This is a genomic window from Vibrio coralliilyticus, assembly GCF_024449095.1.
GTDB lineage: Bacteria > Pseudomonadota > Gammaproteobacteria > Enterobacterales > Vibrionaceae > Vibrio > Vibrio coralliilyticus_A.
Genome location: NZ_CP024627.1, coordinates 3073265 through 3089748, shown reverse-complemented (window position 1 = coordinate 3089748; position 16484 = coordinate 3073265). Strand labels below are relative to the sequence as shown.

Annotated in this window: 5 protein-coding genes, 4 tRNA genes, 5 rRNA genes and 1 riboswitch; of the genes, 12 read left to right on the top strand and 2 right to left on the bottom strand. The window is 47.7% G+C overall.

Translation table 11 applies throughout. The annotated features are described in order from the left end of the window. Positions 1-44: 44 nt before the first annotated feature. Complete coding sequence (trmA, locus tag CTT30_RS14595) at positions 45-1154, bottom strand: tRNA (uridine(54)-C5)-methyltransferase TrmA (RefSeq protein WP_252035485.1); 1110 nt, start codon at positions 1152-1154, stop codon at positions 45-47. 190 nt (positions 1155-1344) lie between these two features. Next, a riboswitch (cobalamin riboswitch) is annotated at positions 1345-1547 on the top strand. Between trmA and CTT30_RS14590 the strand changes: the two genes are divergently transcribed. The 3 genes from CTT30_RS14590 (at position 1547) to murI (ending at position 4979) form a co-directional block, all read left to right on the top strand. After that, positions 1547-3421 (top strand): TonB-dependent receptor domain-containing protein, encoded by a 1875-nt coding sequence (locus CTT30_RS14590; protein WP_252035484.1) that lies wholly within the window; start codon positions 1547-1549, stop codon positions 3419-3421. Its footprint overlaps the riboswitch before it by 1 nt. A 49-nt stretch (positions 3422-3470) precedes the next feature. Further along, positions 3471-4142: a Dph6-related ATP pyrophosphatase gene (locus CTT30_RS14585; protein ID WP_252035483.1), complete on the top strand. Its 672-nt coding sequence runs from the start codon at positions 3471-3473 to the stop codon at positions 4140-4142. A 45-nt stretch (positions 4143-4187) separates the two neighbouring features. Next, positions 4188-4979: a glutamate racemase gene (gene murI / locus CTT30_RS14580; protein ID WP_252035482.1), complete on the top strand. Its 792-nt coding sequence runs from the start codon at positions 4188-4190 to the stop codon at positions 4977-4979. Here murI and CTT30_RS14575 read toward each other — a convergent pair. Then, entirely contained in the window at positions 4945-5385 is a 441-nt protein-coding gene (locus CTT30_RS14575; protein ID WP_239871100.1) for an RNA recognition motif domain-containing protein, read from the bottom strand. The genes murI and CTT30_RS14575 overlap by 35 nt on opposite strands. A 554-nt stretch (positions 5386-5939) precedes the next feature. Here CTT30_RS14575 and CTT30_RS14570 point away from each other — a divergent pair. From CTT30_RS14570 to CTT30_RS14530, 9 genes are all read left to right on the top strand, one after another. Then, positions 5940-7491 (top strand): 16S ribosomal RNA (locus tag CTT30_RS14570). 335 nt (positions 7492-7826) lie between these two features. Next, a 23S ribosomal RNA gene (locus tag CTT30_RS14565) occupies positions 7827-10715 on the top strand. 90 nt (positions 10716-10805) lie between these two features. Beyond that, positions 10806-10921, top strand: a 5S ribosomal RNA gene (gene rrf / locus CTT30_RS14560). Positions 10922-11302: 381 nt separating this feature from the next. Then, positions 11303-12854: ribosomal RNA gene (locus tag CTT30_RS14555) — 16S ribosomal RNA — on the top strand. 89 nt (positions 12855-12943) lie between these two features. Then, a tRNA-Glu gene (locus CTT30_RS14550) sits at positions 12944-13019 on the top strand. A gap of 2 nt (positions 13020-13021) precedes the next feature. Next, a tRNA-Lys gene (locus CTT30_RS14545) sits at positions 13022-13097 on the top strand. 28 nt (positions 13098-13125) lie between these two features. After that, positions 13126-13201 (top strand) — tRNA-Ala (locus CTT30_RS14540). A 35-nt stretch (positions 13202-13236) separates the two neighbouring features. Continuing rightward, positions 13237-13312 (top strand) — tRNA-Val (locus tag CTT30_RS14535). A gap of 281 nt (positions 13313-13593) precedes the next feature. Next, positions 13594-16482, top strand: a 23S ribosomal RNA gene (locus tag CTT30_RS14530). Together the 16S, 23S and 5S rRNA genes with 4 tRNA genes alongside form the textbook arrangement of a ribosomal RNA operon. Positions 16483-16484: the final 2 nt, after the last annotated feature.

Genomic DNA, 16484 nt, shown 5'->3' with positions numbered 1-16484 from the left:
AAAAAACGAGCCAAATGGCTCGTTTTTTGTATTCGCTTATCAAGCTACGCTTTGCGTTCCAGTAGCACACCCGCTTCCATATGGTGGGTATAAGGGAACTGATCAAACAGGGCAAAACGTGTGATGTTGTGTGTTTCGCTTAATACATCAAGGTTGTCCTTGAGCGTCTCTGGGTTACAGGAGATGTAAAGGATGCGATCATAGCCCTGAACCATCTTACAGGTATCGATATCCATACCTGCGCGAGGAGGGTCGACAAAAATCGTATTACAGTTGTAGCTTTTCAAATCCACACCCGCGTCTTTTAGACGGCGGAATTCACGTTTACCTTCGATTGCCTGAGTGAATTCTTCCGCGGATAGACGCAGGATCTGCACGTTATCAATGTTATTAGCTGCAATATTGTACTGCGCAGATTCAACGGAAGGTTTGGCCAGTTCGGTTGCCAGTACACGATTAAAGTTCTGCGCGAGTGCCAGTGAGAAGTTACCGTTACCACAGTAAAGCTCGAGTAAATCGCCTTGGCTTTCGTTGGTACAGTCGATTGCCCACTCCAGCATCTTTTCAGCTACTTTGCCGTTGGGTTGCGTAAAGCTGTTCTCGACTTGTTGGTAAACGTACGGTTGGCCATTGACGTCGAGTTTTTCAATCACGTAGTCGCGATCCAGAACAATCTTCATTTTACGTGCACGACCAATCAGGTTCAGGTTGAAGCCTTCATCGTTCAGACGTTGCTTGAGTGCTTTTGCGTTCTTCGTCCACTCATCATCCAATTGACGGTGGTACAAAAGAGACACCAGAATCTCACCGCTCAGTGTCGATAGAAAATCCACTTGGAACAGTTTACGACGCAGAGAGTCGTTGTCTTTCATTGCATCAATCAGCAATGGCATCAGGTCGTTGATCAGACGGCTGGCTGCAGGGAACTGGTCAACGCGGTATTTTTCACGCGTTTCCTGATTGAACATGATGTAGTAAAGGTCTTCCCCTTCATGCCAAACACGGAACTCAGCGCGCATACGATAATGTTGCTCTGGGGACTCAAACACTTCCAGTTCTGGGACGTGGTAGGGCGCAAACATCTGATTGAGACGTTCGACCTTTTCCGCCAGTTGTTCTTGGTAGCGCTGTGGATTTACTTCAAGAGTCGCCATGTTTATTACCTTTCAGGTGCTGAGTGCGTTTGTTTTAGGAGCGCAGATTTTATTCAATATCTGCGACATGTCCAGCTTTGTCACTCTCCTCGGTTCAACATCGTGTGTAAACATGTTTCCATGTGAGAGTGATAAAGCCATTGGTTATATAAAAGCACAATATTGGCTGGACAAAGGAATGATAGCTGAATAACATTTGCGCCTAGCTGGTGCTATCTAGCAGTATAGATGGCTGAAAAGGGAATCTGGTGGAAATCCAGAACTGACGCGCAGCGGTAAAAGAGAACGAAAGCTCAAATGACACTGCATAGAGATTTATGTGGGAAGTCGAGTGATTAGGTGGTGATACTGAGCTCTTGAGTCCGAATACCTGCCAGCAGCTGAGCCAATCAATGGAAGCAAGTGCTCCAAGCTCGGTAGGATTTACGCGATTTAGGATTATAAAAATGAACCGTTCTATTCTGGCGATAGCAGTGGCATCGCTACTTCCGCACGCCTCCCTTTCATATGCCCAAGAAGCCTCAGCCGATGAGACTATGGTGGTGACGGCGAACCGTTTTGAGCAGTCAGAAGCAAGTGTCTTAGCTTCGGTTACTACAATTACACGAGAAGAAATAGACACTCTTCAAGCAAAATCTTTAACAGAGGTTTTTAAGTACGTCCCAGGCGTCCAGCTCGGGGAGAGTGGCGACTCCTTTCACACGACCTCTATTTTTATTCGGGGCTCTGAAAGTAAACACTCGCTTATTCTTTTGAATGGCGTAAAAATAAATAGCGCGTCTCAAGGGGGCTTTGACCTTTCTTTGTTGCCTGTTGAGATCATCGAGAGAATTGAAATTATTCGCGGGCCTAGAGCTGCAGTTTACGGTGCCGACGCTATTGGTGGTGTTATCAACTTCATTACTCATCAGACAGGTGATTCACTGCATCAGATTAAAACGAGTATGGGAAGTGATAGTTATTATCAGACGTCGTGGCAATCTCGTGGACAACTAAATGAAAAAACTTATGGGACGTTTTTTGTAAATTACAAAGAGACGGACGGATATAACATTAAAGCTGGCACATCAGCAGATATTGGTGGTGAATACGGCGGGGAGTCGAAAGACTTTACCGCTTCACTTTTTCATGAAATTTCTTCTCAGGTTCAGTTGAATCTAGATGTGTTCTACAGTGATAGTTTATCTGAATTCAATGGTAGCAATAGTTCATTTGCAACAACTCTAAATGAACGAGATGCAGATTTCTTCCAAGTAAGCGGTGGCGCATTATATAGTAATGATGTGTTGTCTAGTCGTCTCAGCCTTTCAAAATCTATCCAAGAAAGTACCTCCTACCCTGTAAGTGAACGTGAGCACGTATCAACCTATAAGACGAATCGTACCTCTCTAAATTGGCTGAATTCATTTATCGTTGAAGATGGCTTCAAAGTGAATGCTGGTTTAGATGTGGTAAATGAGGATGTTTCTAGTGGTACGGTTGACTATGTAAAAAAAGACAGGACGAATACAGGTGTATTTGTTACTTCAACCAAAGAGCTAGGTCAGTTTACGTTAGATGGTAGTGTAAGATTCGATGATGATACAAGTTTTGATAATTTCACAACTTGGTCTGCTGCGGTTGCATATAATTTCAATGAAAAGTTGAGGGCATATGGTAGCTATGGGACAGCGTTTAAAGCACCTTCTTTTTATGATTTATATGAGCCAACTTCAGGCAACCCAAACCTGAAAGTTGAAGAGTCTGCTTCAACTGAGATTGGCTTAATTGGTCAGTTCGAAGTGATTGATTGGAGATTGAGTGCTTACGCTTCTGAATTGGAAGATATGATCATTTACTATGAGCATTTAAACTGGGCACCAACAAATACTGATGCAGACATTTCCGGTATAGAATTTGAAGGTAGTTTTGATACCGGCCCTGTTTACCATACTATTGGTCTTGCTTACATGAACCCTAAGGATTCTGAAGGAAAGCAGTTGGCCCGAAGAGCAAAAGAAACCGCATCTTGGATTGGAACATTTACCCAAGACTCGTGGGATCTGTCTTTAAGCATGGTGTATCAAGGTGATCGTTATGATGACTATAGTAACAATAACAAGTTAGAAGCTTACTCACTATGGAACCTATCAACAAATTACTATGTGACGTCGAATATCACCTTGTCTGGAAAAGTGAACAATCTGTTTGATGAAGATTACCAGACAGCGAAAGAATACTTAACACCGGAACGTAGCTACTACCTCAGTGCTTCATACCAATTCTAATTACCTAAGCCGCCTTCGGGCGGTTTTTTCTTATCTATAGGCAGTAGCAATGAAAAAGAATGTCATTATCAGCTGGTCGAGCGGTAAAGATTCGACTTTGACCTTAGAAAGGTTGATTGAAAGCGAAGAGTATCAAGTGGTCGGTCTATACACGACTTATGTCAAAGATGAAGTCCCATTTCAAGCCACACCTGTTGAAGTGCTCGACATGCAAGCTGCCTTACTTGGTTTGCCTCTAATAAAGATTGAAATGCCGGAAATATTTCCGCCTAATGATGTTTATCAGTCGGCCATTATTGATGCACTAAAAAACAGTGCGCTCGATATTCAAGCTGTGGCTTTTGGTGACATGTTTTGTAATGGGATTGAAGCCTATCGCCGCAGCTATATTGAACCTGCTGGTTGGGAGTGTGTTTTTCCTCTCATTGGACAACACAGCCAAGACCTTGCGGATGAGATATTAGAGCGTGGCATTAAAACCTTGGTGGTAACGACGGATGGTCAGGCTCTTGACCCAACTTATTGCGGGCGATGGTATGACCGAACCTTCATTGATTCTCTACCGCGCGGCGTGGATCTATGCGGTGAGGATGGAGAGTTTCATACGTTAGTCACACAAACCCGTAGCTATCAAGGCAAGATAGAGTTGAGCTTAACTACCCTTGACGTCGGAGAGCGTTTCTCTCATCAACGTTATCAAGCGAAGATATTGCCAAACTAATTTGTGTGAGTATGATTGCCACATCGAAATGCGTGGGTATATCAAGTGTCACAACAACCAAAAGTATTAATTTTTGACTCTGGCGTCGGTGGGCTTTCTGTTTTCCAAGAGATAGAAAAAAAGCTCCCTCAGCTTGATTATATATACCTGTTCGATAACGCTGCCTATCCCTACGGTGAGCTGAATCATGAAACTTTAGTTTCTCGAGTGGAAGCGTTGGTTTCGCAGTATGTCGCTGAGTACCAAGTCGATTTAGTTGTGATTGCATGTAATACCGCAAGCACCATTGTACTACCTTCATTGAGAACGTTGCTCTCCATTCCGGTTGTCGGTGTCGTACCTGCGATTAAGCCAGCTTCCAATTTAGCGAATAAAGCGGTTGGCCTGATAGCAACCCCTGCGACGGTGACACGTCAATACACGCAGGAATTGATTCGCGACTTCTCGCAAAGCAAACCCGTTGAATTGTTGGGCTCTACTCGACTGGTTGATATGGCAGAAGAAAAGCTTCGTGGTATCCCAATCTCGACTCAAGAACTGACGGATATTTTATCCCCCATGATTGGTAAAGTAGATGTTGCCGTACTCGGGTGTACACACTTTCCGCTGATTAGGGAAGAAATTCAGTCGGTGCTGAGTGAGCAGGTTGTATTGATGGACTCGGGAGAAGCCATTGCACGCCGTGTGCAGGCTCTACTGAATCTTGAGAGAATAAAAGAAGAGAAGGGGAAACGAGAGATTTTCTCAACGGCTCCCCCTTATGAAGAAGGAGCGTTGAATCAAGCGTTACAAGTTTTAGGGTTTAATCCAGTTCGGCTTGAGATTTTGGATCGTTAGCAATACGTACTTTTAACGTACGCTGCATATAATCCTTGTCATTTAATCCTTCTATGGCACCGGCAGCATCGGTCGCTGCCATTACAACAAAACCAAATCCTCTTCTTTTACCTGTGCGTTTGTCTTTCATCAAACGTACAGCGAAAACTTCCCCATGTTTGGCAAATAATTCTTTTACGTGTGACTCATTTGCTTTGTAAGGAAGGTTGCCGACATAAAGAGTTTTGGTCGCGGGTTCATTAACGGTTGCTGGCTCAGTTGAGGTGTTTGAAAATTTAAAAACAAAAGCAGAAGCAAAAACACCGATAACAAAGCTGAGCGCAGGAGAAATAGCAACCTGCGAAAAGATGATTCCACCCAATACCGCTAGGGCGATAATCATTAAGGTCGATTTATTTGAACTCATATTCGAATACAACTTTGTAGTTTAAGAAAAAATGTCTAGATGTTAACAAAATAGACACACGGATCTTACGTATATGGTTGTTGTTTTTCCAACCTATTGATGTGACATGATTCAAATGTTGAAATTTTATTCTATTTTCAGCCCTTTGTTTTCTTTTTAACCAAACAGAAAGTAATTTCTAAAAAACACTTGTCATCTTCTCAGACCTCCCTATAATGCCGCCTCACCGACACGGAGTGAGACGAGAGTCACAAACCGAATCGGAATTTAAAGAGGAAATAAAGTTAAATAAAACGCTTGACTCTTTAAGCGGGAAGCGTAAGATACGCACCCCTAGCCAAGAGGTATTAAATATCGATTTGGTTAGCACAGCTCTTTAACAATATAAACCTATCAATCTGTGTGGGCACTCGTTGATGATAATCCAATTCGATACTTCGGTATCAAATTAGGTTTCAATGAAACGAAGTGACCATTGAATCTTCGGATTCAGCACAGTCAATTCAAACATTACTTTATGTAATGTTCAGTATTCATTGAGCCGACAAAATCTTAAATTGAAGAGTTTGATCATGGCTCAGATTGAACGCTGGCGGCAGGCCTAACACATGCAAGTCGAGCGGAAACGAGTTATCTGAACCTTCGGGGAACGATAACGGCGTCGAGCGGCGGACGGGTGAGTAATGCCTGGGAAATTGCCCTGATGTGGGGGATAACCATTGGAAACGATGGCTAATACCGCATAATAGCTTCGGCTCAAAGAGGGGGACCTTCGGGCCTCTCGCGTCAGGATATGCCCAGGTGGGATTAGCTAGTTGGTGAGGTAATGGCTCACCAAGGCGACGATCCCTAGCTGGTCTGAGAGGATGATCAGCCACACTGGAACTGAGACACGGTCCAGACTCCTACGGGAGGCAGCAGTGGGGAATATTGCACAATGGGCGCAAGCCTGATGCAGCCATGCCGCGTGTATGAAGAAGGCCTTCGGGTTGTAAAGTACTTTCAGCAGTGAGGAAGGCGGAGTCGTTAATAGCGGCCTCGTTTGACGTTAGCTGCAGAAGAAGCACCGGCTAACTCCGTGCCAGCAGCCGCGGTAATACGGAGGGTGCGAGCGTTAATCGGAATTACTGGGCGTAAAGCGCATGCAGGTGGTTTGTTAAGTCAGATGTGAAAGCCCGGGGCTCAACCTCGGAATAGCATTTGAAACTGGCAGACTAGAGTACTGTAGAGGGGGGTAGAATTTCAGGTGTAGCGGTGAAATGCGTAGAGATCTGAAGGAATACCGGTGGCGAAGGCGGCCCCCTGGACAGATACTGACACTCAGATGCGAAAGCGTGGGGAGCAAACAGGATTAGATACCCTGGTAGTCCACGCCGTAAACGATGTCTACTTGGAGGTTGTGGCCTTGAGCCGTGGCTTTCGGAGCTAACGCGTTAAGTAGACCGCCTGGGGAGTACGGTCGCAAGATTAAAACTCAAATGAATTGACGGGGGCCCGCACAAGCGGTGGAGCATGTGGTTTAATTCGATGCAACGCGAAGAACCTTACCTACTCTTGACATCCAGAGAACTTTCCAGAGATGGATTGGTGCCTTCGGGAACTCTGAGACAGGTGCTGCATGGCTGTCGTCAGCTCGTGTTGTGAAATGTTGGGTTAAGTCCCGCAACGAGCGCAACCCTTATCCTTGTTTGCCAGCACTTCGGGTGGGAACTCCAGGGAGACTGCCGGTGATAAACCGGAGGAAGGTGGGGACGACGTCAAGTCATCATGGCCCTTACGAGTAGGGCTACACACGTGCTACAATGGCGCATACAGAGGGCGGCCAACTTGCGAAAGTGAGCGAATCCCAAAAAGTGCGTCGTAGTCCGGATTGGAGTCTGCAACTCGACTCCATGAAGTCGGAATCGCTAGTAATCGTAGATCAGAATGCTACGGTGAATACGTTCCCGGGCCTTGTACACACCGCCCGTCACACCATGGGAGTGGGCTGCAAAAGAAGTGGGTAGTTTAACCTTCGGGGGGACGCTCACCACTTTGTGGTTCATGACTGGGGTGAAGTCGTAACAAGGTAGCGCTAGGGGAACCTGGCGCTGGATCACCTCCTTATACGATGATTACTCACGATGAGTGTCCACACAGATTGATGGTTTTGAAGCGAAAGCTTCGAGCTATGATTGCTCTTTAACAATTTGGAAAGCTGACGAATAACAACAATCCCCATCTCTTTGAGATGCGTTGTTATTCATTGAAAAGTTCTCAAATCCTAAGTCTTTATGATTTAGGTACCAACACACATTCAAGTGTTCTTGGCTTTTTATTTTCACTTTTTATAAAAAGTAAAATAAAAAGATATTTGAGTCCGGCAAAATCGAGTCTGCATCATGTTTAAATAATTGCAGACAACTTTGGTTAGTTGACTGTAAGACCCTTTGGGGTTGTATGGTTAAGTGACTAAGCGTACACGGTGGATGCCTTGGCAGTCAGAGGCGATGAAGGACGTATTAACTTGCGATAAGCCCAGATTAGACAGTAAAAGTCATTTGAGTCTGGGATTTCCGAATGGGGAAACCCAACTGCATAAGCAGTTATCATTATCTGAATACATAGGGTAATGAGGCGAACCGGGGGAACTGAAACATCTAAGTACCCCGAGGAAAAGAAATCAACCGAGATTCCGAAAGTAGCGGCGAGCGAAATTGGACTAGCCCTTAAGCCTATAATGCGTCAGGTGAAAGTTCTGGAAAGGTCTGCGATACAGGGTGATAGCCCCGTAACCGACAGCGCATTTTAGGTGAAATCGAGTAGGGCGGGACACGTGATATCCTGTCTGAATATGGGGGGACCATCCTCCAAGGCTAAATACTACTGACTGACCGATAGTGAACCAGTACCGTGAGGGAAAGGCGAAAAGAACCCCTGTGAGGGGAGTGAAATAGAACCTGAAACCGTGTACGTACAAGCAGTAGGAGCACCTTCGTGGTGTGACTGCGTACCTTTTGTATAATGGGTCAGCGACTTATATTCAGTAGCAAGGTTAACCATCTAGGGGAGCCGTAGAGAAATCGAGTCTTAACTGGGCGTCGAGTTGCTGGATATAGACCCGAAACCAGGTGATCTAGCCATGGGCAGGTTGAAGGTTGAGTAACATCAACTGGAGGACCGAACCGACTAATGTTGAAAAATTAGCGGATGACTTGTGGCTAGGGGTGAAAGGCCAATCAAACCTGGAGATAGCTGGTTCTCCCCGAAATCTATTTAGGTAGAGCCTCGGACGAATACTACTGGGGGTAGAGCACTGTTAAGGCTAGGGGGTCATCCCGACTTACCAACCCTTTGCAAACTCCGAATACCAGTAAGTACTATCCGGGAGACACACGGCGGGTGCTAACGTCCGTCGTGGAGAGGGAAACAACCCAGACCGCCAGCTAAGGTCCCAAATTACAGCTAAGTGGGAAACGATGTGGGAAGGCTTAGACAGCTAGGATGTTGGCTTAGAAGCAGCCATCATTTAAAGAAAGCGTAATAGCTCACTAGTCGAGTCGGCCTGCGCGGAAGATGTAACGGGGCTAAGCTGTAAACCGAAGCTGCGGCAATGCATTTTATGTATTGGGTAGGGGAGCGTTCTGTAAGCCGTTGAAGGTGAGTTGTAAAGCTTGCTGGAGGTATCAGAAGTGCGAATGCTGACATGAGTAACGATAATGGGGGTGAAAAACCTCCACGCCGGAAGACCAAGGGTTCCTGTCCAACGTTAATCGGGGCAGGGTAAGTCGACCCCTAAGGCGAGGCCGAAAGGCGTAGTCGATGGGAAACGGGTTAATATTCCCGTACTTCTTACAATTGCGATGGGGGGACGGAGAAGGCTAGGTGGGCCTGGCGACGGTTGTCCAGGTTCAAGTGCGTAGGCTTGAGAGTTAGGTAAATCCGGCTCTCTTTAAGGCTGAGACACGATGTCGAGCATCTACGGATGTGAAGTCATTGATGCCATGCTTCCAGGAAAAGCCTCTAAGCTTCAGATTGTAAGGAATCGTACCCCAAACCGACACAGGTGGTCGGGTAGAGAATACCAAGGCGCTTGAGAGAACTCGGGTGAAGGAACTAGGCAAAATGGTACCGTAACTTCGGGAGAAGGTACGCTCTTGACGGTGAAGTCCCTTGCGGATGGAGCTATTGAGAGTCGCAGATACCAGGTGGCTGCAACTGTTTATTAAAAACACAGCACTGTGCAAAATCGTAAGATGACGTATACGGTGTGACGCCTGCCCGGTGCCGGAAGGTTAATTGATGGGGTTAGACGTAAGTCGAAGCTCTTGATCGAAGCCCCGGTAAACGGCGGCCGTAACTATAACGGTCCTAAGGTAGCGAAATTCCTTGTCGGGTAAGTTCCGACCTGCACGAATGGCGTAATGATGGCCACGCTGTCTCCACCCGAGACTCAGTGAAATTGAAATCGCTGTGAAGATGCAGTGTACCCGCGGCTAGACGGAAAGACCCCGTGAACCTTTACTACAGCTTGGCACTGAACATTGACCCTACATGTGTAGGATAGGTGGGAGGCTTTGAAACCGGTACGCCAGTATCGGTGGAGCCGTCCTTGAAATACCACCCTTGTAGTGTTGATGTTCTAACTTAGACCCGTTATCCGGGTTGAGGACAGTGCCTGGTGGGTAGTTTGACTGGGGCGGTCTCCTCCCAAAGAGTAACGGAGGAGCACGAAGGTGGGCTAATCACGGTTGGACATCGTGAGGTTAGTGCAATGGCATAAGCCCGCTTGACTGCGAGAATGACAATTCGAGCAGGTGCGAAAGCAGGTCATAGTGATCCGGTGGTTCTGTATGGAAGGGCCATCGCTCAACGGATAAAAGGTACTCCGGGGATAACAGGCTGATACCGCCCAAGAGTTCATATCGACGGCGGTGTTTGGCACCTCGATGTCGGCTCATCACATCCTGGGGCTGAAGTCGGTCCCAAGGGTATGGCTGTTCGCCATTTAAAGTGGTACGCGAGCTGGGTTTAGAACGTCGTGAGACAGTTCGGTCCCTATCTGCCGTGGGCGTTGGAAGATTGAAGGGGGCTGCTCCTAGTACGAGAGGACCGGAGTGGACGAACCTCTGGTGTTCGGGTTGTCATGCCAATGGCATTGCCCGGTAGCTAAGTTCGGAATCGATAACCGCTGAAAGCATCTAAGCGGGAAGCGAGCCCTGAGATGAGTCTTCCCTGACCCCTTGAGGGTCCTAAAGGGTTGTTCGAGACTAGAACGTTGATAGGCAGGGTGTGTAAGCGTTGTGAGGCGTTGAGCTAACCTGTACTAATTGCCCGTGAGGCTTAACCATACAACACCCAAAGGGTTTTGATGGACTCAAAGCAAGAACGAATTGAATGTGTAGAGAATGCATTAACAGCTTTCCAGATTAAAGAATTTGCTTGGCGACCATAGCGATTTGGACCCACCTGATTCCATGCCGAACTCAGAAGTGAAACGAATTAGCGCCGATGGTAGTGTGGGGCTTCCCCATGTGAGAGTAGGACATCGCCAGGCTTTAATTTCGACTTTGCTTATTTGATAAGCAAGTCACCATAGAGTTCTAAATAAACTTAGAATTTTATGTTGACTTTCAAAGTAGAAAGCGTATTATACGCGTCCTGCTTAAGTGCTAAGGCGCTGAAAGCTATCTCTTTTTAGAGAATTGCTCTTTAACAATATAAACCTATCAATCTGTGTGGGTACTCGTTGATGATAATCCAAATAGTTTCTTCGGAAACAATTTAGGTTTCAATGAAACGAAGTGACCATTCGAATTGGGAAGCGGCCTTGAGCTGTTTTGTTTTACTTTTTCAAAAGTGAAAACCAATAAGAGCACAGTCAATTCAAACATTACTTTATGTAATGTTCAGTATTCATTGAGCCGAACAAAATCTTAAATTGAAGAGTTTGATCATGGCTCAGATTGAACGCTGGCGGCAGGCCTAACACATGCAAGTCGAGCGGAAACGAGTTATCTGAACCTTCGGGGAACGATAACGGCGTCGAGCGGCGAACGGGTGAGTAATGCCTGGGAAATTGCCCTGATGTGGGGGATAACCATTGGAAACGATGGCTAATACCGCATAATAGCTTCGGCTCAAAGAGGGGGACCTTCGGGCCTCTCGCGTCAGGATATGCCCAGGTGGGATTAGCTAGTTGGTGAGGTAATGGCTCACCAAGGCGACGATCCCTAGCTGGTCTGAGAGGATGATCAGCCACACTGGAACTGAGACACGGTCCAGACTCCTACGGGAGGCAGCAGTGGGGAATATTGCACAATGGGCGCAAGCCTGATGCAGCCATGCCGCGTGTATGAAGAAGGCCTTCGGGTTGTAAAGTACTTTCAGCAGTGAGGAAGGTGGTAGTGTTAATAGCACTATCATTTGACGTTAGCTGCAGAAGAAGCACCGGCTAACTCCGTGCCAGCAGCCGCGGTAATACGGAGGGTGCGAGCGTTAATCGGAATTACTGGGCGTAAAGCGCATGCAGGTGGTTTGTTAAGTCAGATGTGAAAGCCCGGGGCTCAACCTCGGAATAGCATTTGAAACTGGCAGACTAGAGTACTGTAGAGGGGGGTAGAATTTCAGGTGTAGCGGTGAAATGCGTAGAGATCTGAAGGAATACCGGTGGCGAAGGCGGCCCCCTGGACAGATACTGACACTCAGATGCGAAAGCGTGGGGAGCAAACAGGATTAGATACCCTGGTAGTCCACGCCGTAAACGATGTCTACTTGGAGGTTGTGGCCTTGAGCCGTGGCTTTCGGAGCTAACGCGTTAAGTAGACCGCCTGGGGAGTACGGTCGCAAGATTAAAACTCAAATGAATTGACGGGGGCCCGCACAAGCGGTGGAGCATGTGGTTTAATTCGATGCAACGCGAAGAACCTTACCTACTCTTGACATCCAGAGAACTTTCCAGAGATGGATTGGTGCCTTCGGGAACTCTGAGACAGGTGCTGCATGGCTGTCGTCAGCTCGTGTTGTGAAATGTTGGGTTAAGTCCCGCAACGAGCGCAACCCTTATCCTTGTTTGCCAGCACTTCGGGTGGGAACTCCAGGGAGACTGCCGGTGATAAACCGGAGGAAGGTGGGGACGACGTCAAGTCATCATGGCCCTTACGAGTAGGGCTACACACGTGCTACAATGGCGCATACAGAGGGCGGCCAACTTGCGAAAGTGAGCGAATCCCAAAAAGTGCGTCGTAGTCCGGATTGGAGTCTGCAACTCGACTCCATGAAGTCGGAATCGCTAGTAATCGTAGATCAGAATGCTACGGTGAATACGTTCCCGGGCCTTGTACACACCGCCCGTCACACCATGGGAGTGGGCTGCAAAAGAAGTGGGTAGTTTAACCTTCGGGGGGACGCTCACCACTTTGTGGTTCATGACTGGGGTGAAGTCGTAACAAGGTAGCGCTAGGGGAACCTGGCGCTGGATCACCTCCTTATACGATGATTACTCACGATGAGTGTCCACACAGATTGATGGTTTATGTAGTTTAAGAGAACGAACATCCCCCAAGATGTTCAACTTAGTGTCCCGTTCGTCTAGAGGCCTAGGACACCGCCCTTTCACGGCGGTAACAGGGGTTCGACTCCCCTACGGGATACCATTGGGTCGTTAGCTCAGTTGGTAGAGCAGTTGACTTTTAATCAATTGGTCGCAGGTTCGAATCCTGCACGACCCACCATTTCTTCCTTAGAAATGATTCTCAAGATGGGGCTATAGCTCAGCTGGGAGAGCGCCTGCCTTGCACGCAGGAGGTCAGCAGTTCGATCCTGCTTAGCTCCACCATTCTTGACGTCTTCCACAAGACGAAAAACTCATGTGGGCGATTAGCTCAGTTGGGAGAGCACCTGCCTTACAAGCAGGGGGTCACTGGTTCGAGCCCGGTATCGCCCACCATTTTTAAGCGTACTTAGTAAGTGCTTTTAAAAATGGTTACCTCATTGAGGTGATTTGCTCTTTAACAATTTGGAAAGCTGACGAATAACAACAATCCCCATCTCTTTGAGATGCGTTGTTATTCAATAAAAGTTCTCAAATCCTAATGACTTGTTCATTAGGTACCAACACACATTCAAGTGTTCTTGGAAATTTGAGTCCGGCAAAATCGAGTCTGCATCATGTTTAAATAATTGCAGACAACTTTGGTTAGTTGACTGTAAGACCCTTTGGGGTTGTATGGTTAAGTGACTAAGCGTACACGGTGGATGCCTTGGCAGTCAGAGGCGATGAAGGACGTATTAACTTGCGATAAGCCCAGATTAGACAGTAAAAGTCATTTGAGTCTGGGATTTCCGAATGGGGAAACCCAACTGCATAAGCAGTTACTGTTAACTGAATACATAGGTTAACAGGGCGAACCGGGGGAACTGAAACATCTAAGTACCCCGAGGAAAAGAAATCAACCGAGATTCCGAAAGTAGCGGCGAGCGAAATTGGACTAGCCCTTAAGTCTATAATGCGTCAGGTGAAAGTTCTGGAAAGGTCTGCGATACAGGGTGATAGCCCCGTAACCGACAGCGCATTTTAGGTGAAATCGAGTAGGGCGGGACACGTGATATCCTGTCTGAATATGGGGGGACCATCCTCCAAGGCTAAATACTACTGACTGACCGATAGTGAACCAGTACCGTGAGGGAAAGGCGAAAAGAACCCCTGTGAGGGGAGTGAAATAGAACCTGAAACCGTGTACGTACAAGCAGTAGGAGCACCTTCGTGGTGTGACTGCGTACCTTTTGTATAATGGGTCAGCGACTTATATTCAGTAGCAAGGTTAACCATCTAGGGGAGCCGTAGAGAAATCGAGTCTTAACTGGGCGTCAAGTTGCTGGATATAGACCCGAAACCAGGTGATCTAGCCATGGGCAGGTTGAAGGTTGAGTAACATCAACTGGAGGACCGAACCGACTAATGTTGAAAAATTAGCGGATGACTTGTGGCTAGGGGTGAAAGGCCAATCAAACCTGGAGATAGCTGGTTCTCCCCGAAATCTATTTAGGTAGAGCCTCGGACGAATACTACTGGGGGTAGAGCACTGTTAAGGCTAGGGGGTCATCCCGACTTACCAACCCTTTGCAAACTCCGAATACCAGTAAGTACTATCCGGGAGACACACGGCGGGTGCTAACGTCCGTCGTGGAGAGGGAAACAACCCAGACCGCCAGCTAAGGTCCCAAATTACAGCTAAGTGGGAAACGATGTGGGAAGGCTTAGACAGCTAGGATGTTGGCTTAGAAGCAGCCATCATTTAAAGAAAGCGTAATAGCTCACTAGTCGAGTCGGCCTGCGCGGAAGATGTAACGGGGCTAAGCTGTAAACCGAAGCTGCGGCAATGCATTTTATGTATTGGGTAGGGGAGCGTTCTGTAAGCCGTTGAAGGTGGATTGTAAAGTCTGCTGGAGGTATCAGAAGTGCGAATGCTGACATGAGTAACGATAATGGGGGTGAAAAACCTCCACGCCGGAAGACCAAGGGTTCCTGTCCAACGTTAATCGGGGCAGGGTAAGTCGACCCCTAAGGCGAGGCCGAAAGGCGTAGTCGATGGGAAACGGGTTAATATTCCCGTACTTCTTACAATTGCGATGGGGGGACGGAGAAGGCTAGGTGGGCCTGGCGACGGTTGTCCAGGTTCAAGTGCGTAGGCTTGAGAGTTAGGTAAATCCGGCTCTCTTTAAGGCTGAGACACGATGTCGAGCATCTACGGATGTGAAGTCATTGATGCCATGCTTCCAGGAAAAGCCTCTAAGCTTCAGATTGTAAGGAATCGTACCCCAAACCGACACAGGTGGTCGGGTAGAGAATACCAAGGCGCTTGAGAGAACTCGGGTGAAGGAACTAGGCAAAATGGTACCGTAACTTCGGGAGAAGGTACGCTCTTGACGGTGAAGTCCCTTGCGGATGGAGCTATTGAGAGTCGCAGATACCAGGTGGCTGCAACTGTTTATTAAAAACACAGCACTGTGCAAAATCGTAAGATGACGTATACGGTGTGACGCCTGCCCGGTGCCGGAAGGTTAATTGATGGGGTTAGACGTAAGTCGAAGCTCTTGATCGAAGCCCCGGTAAACGGCGGCCGTAACTATAACGGTCCTAAGGTAGCGAAATTCCTTGTCGGGTAAGTTCCGACCTGCACGAATGGCGTAATGATGGCCACGCTGTCTCCACCCGAGACTCAGTGAAATTGAAATCGCTGTGAAGATGCAGTGTACCCGCGGCTAGACGGAAAGACCCCGTGAACCTTTACTACAGCTTGGCACTGAACATTGACCCTACATGTGTAGGATAGGTGGGAGGCTTTGAACCCGGTACGCCAGTATCGGTGGAGCCGTCCTTGAAATACCACCCTTGTAGTGTTGATGTTCTAACTTAGACCCGTTATCCGGGTTGAGGACAGTGCCTGGTGGGTAGTTTGACTGGGGCGGTCTCCTCCCAAAGAGTAACGGAGGAGCACGAAGGTGGGCTAATCACGGTTGGACATCGTGAGGTTAGTGCAATGGCATAAGCCCGCTTGACTGCGAGAATGACAATTCGAGCAGGTGCGAAAGCAGGTCATAGTGATCCGGTGGTTCTGTATGGAAGGGCCATCGCTCAACGGATAAAAGGTACTCCGGGGATAACAGGCTGATACCGCCCAAGAGTTCATATCGACGGCGGTGTTTGGCACCTCGATGTCGGCTCATCACATCCTGGGGCTGAAGTCGGTCCCAAGGGTATGGCTGTTCGCCATTTAAAGTGGTACGCGAGCTGGGTTTAGAACGTCGTGAGACAGTTCGGTCCCTATCTGCCGTGGGCGTTGGAAGATTGAAGGGGGCTGCTCCTAGTACGAGAGGACCGGAGTGGACGAACCTCTGGTGTTCGGGTTGTCATGCCAATGGCATTGCCCGGTAGCTAAGTTCGGAATCGATAACCGCTGAAAGCATCTAAGCGGGAAGCGAGCCCTGAGATGAGTCTTCCCTGACCCCTTGAGGGTCCTAAAGGGTTGTTCAAGACTAGAACGTTGATAGGCAGGGTGTGTAAGCGTTGTGAGGCGTTGAGCTAACCTGTACTAATTGCCCGTGAGGCTTAACTATAC

Coding starts and splice junctions, on each gene's coding strand:
- trmA (WP_252035485.1), bottom strand. CDS start 1,154: ATGGCGACTCTTGAAGTAAATCCACAGCGCTACCAAGAACAACTGGCG.
- CTT30_RS14590 (WP_252035484.1), top strand. CDS start 1,547: ATGGAAGCAAGTGCTCCAAGCTCGGTAGGATTTACGCGATTTAGGATT.
- CTT30_RS14585 (WP_252035483.1), top strand. CDS start 3,471: ATGAAAAAGAATGTCATTATCAGCTGGTCGAGCGGTAAAGATTCGACT.
- CTT30_RS14575 (WP_239871100.1), bottom strand. CDS start 5,385: ATGAGTTCAAATAAATCGACCTTAATGATTATCGCCCTAGCGGTATTG.